Here is a 1,498-nt window from a genome sequence, read left to right on the forward strand (position 1 = left end):
TACTGGAGTTTAGACTAAAAAAGAGAGAAGGGTGGCAAAAGCAGGACTTGAGCCACCGCGCCGGGAGAGAATGAGGGTGAAAAATAAAACCTATTGACTCCCTCAATGAACAGTGAACGATTAAAGGACTTTCGTCAAGCAGCATACGAATTATTGGTGCGAGCGAAAGATGCCACATTCGAGCTGATGGATGCAGTGATGACCACCAGGAATGCGTCTTGTTTGGCAGAATTTTCACTCAGCCCGCTATTCAATCGACAATGGTCAAGTATCTATGAAGCCTTACAAGACTGTAGACCTGACCGAAAAAAACTGATGGAGTTGTATCGAGAGCAATTAGAACAGCAAGTACCCGCAACAGAACATATATTAGTGGCGATTGATCGTACTGTATGGGGGAGACCAGACGCTAAAACCTTAAAAGACAGAACCCATGAATATCAGGGGGGCGTAATTATCGGACAGGGCTACAGTACAATTGCCTGGATACCTGAAGCTCATGGAAGTTGGGCCTTACCCCTACTCCATGAACGAATTAGTAGTGGGTCTTCGCCCATACTTCAAGCAGCTTCCCAACTCAAACTTGTCTGTCAACAGAGCGTCAACCCAGTATTAGCAGTCTTAGATCGAGAATATGGCAATGCAACTTGGGTATTAGCCCAAGCAGATATTCAAGCTGATTGCTTAATGAGAGTCCGAAAGAATGCCTGTTTGTGGTCGGCACCACCAGCCTATAGTGGTCGCGGTAGACCACGGAAACACGGGTTCAAAATGAGACTCAATGACCCAACCACATGGCTCGAAACGGATACTGTGATTGAAATTGATGAACATCCACAGTTGGGACAAGTCCGAGTCAGTCAATGGCTTGACTTACATTTTTATCGTGCGCCGGGACATCCTGTTAATTTAATCCTCGTCGAAAGAATGAATCCCATGTCAAGCGGTCAGCCGTTTCCACCCTTGTGGTTGGTTTGGGTGGGAGAACGAGCTCTACCCTTAGAAACTGTTTGGTTGAAGTATTTACGACGTTTTGGAGTGGATCATTGGTATCGGTTTGCTAAGCAACGATTACATTGGACATTGCCTAACTTGAGAACTCCCGAACAATCTGAGCGTTGGAGTGATTTAATGCCGTTGATGAGTTGGCAACTCTGGCTGGCTAGGGATTTAGTTCTCGAACATCGACTGCCTTGGCAGTCTGCTACGATCGATTTAACTCCTGGACGTGTTGCCCAATCAATGTTATCGGTTTTAGTTGACATTGGTACTCCTACGAAACCACCTAAACATAGGGGAAAATCTCCGGGCTGGGAAACAGGAAAGGTACGGACTAAGGCACCGCGATATCCCACTGTCAAGAAACGGGTTTCTCGACGCAAAAAGTCTTCAAGATTAGTTGTTTAATCTCCTCTCTTTTGAGTTTTTGAGCAATAACTTGCCTTCTGTTGAAAGGCAGCTACTTTTAGATGCGATCGTTTTTTAGTCTAAACTCCAG

At 45.5% G+C, this 1,498-nt stretch carries 1 protein-coding gene; it reads left to right on the forward strand.

Features of this window, described 5'->3' with window-relative positions:
* Nucleotides 1–105 precede the first annotated feature (105 nt).
* Nucleotides 106–1,407 carry an NF041680 family putative transposase gene (locus tag QUA25_RS29145; RefSeq protein ID WP_333043177.1) on the forward strand — a complete coding sequence of 434 codons (1,302 nt, stop codon included), beginning with the start codon at nt 106–108 and terminating at the stop codon, nt 1,405–1,407.
* Nucleotides 1,408–1,498 lie beyond the last annotated feature (91 nt).

Origin of the sequence: Microcoleus sp. Pol17C6, from assembly GCF_036701145.1 — a bacterium.
Lineage (GTDB): Bacteria > Cyanobacteriota > Cyanobacteriia > Cyanobacteriales > Microcoleaceae > Microcoleus.

Bases quoted from the DNA above. Each gene is read 5' to 3' on its own strand.
- QUA25_RS29145 (WP_333043177.1), top strand. From the start codon at position 106: ATGAACAGTGAACGATTAAAGGACTTTCGTCAAGCAGCATACGAATTA.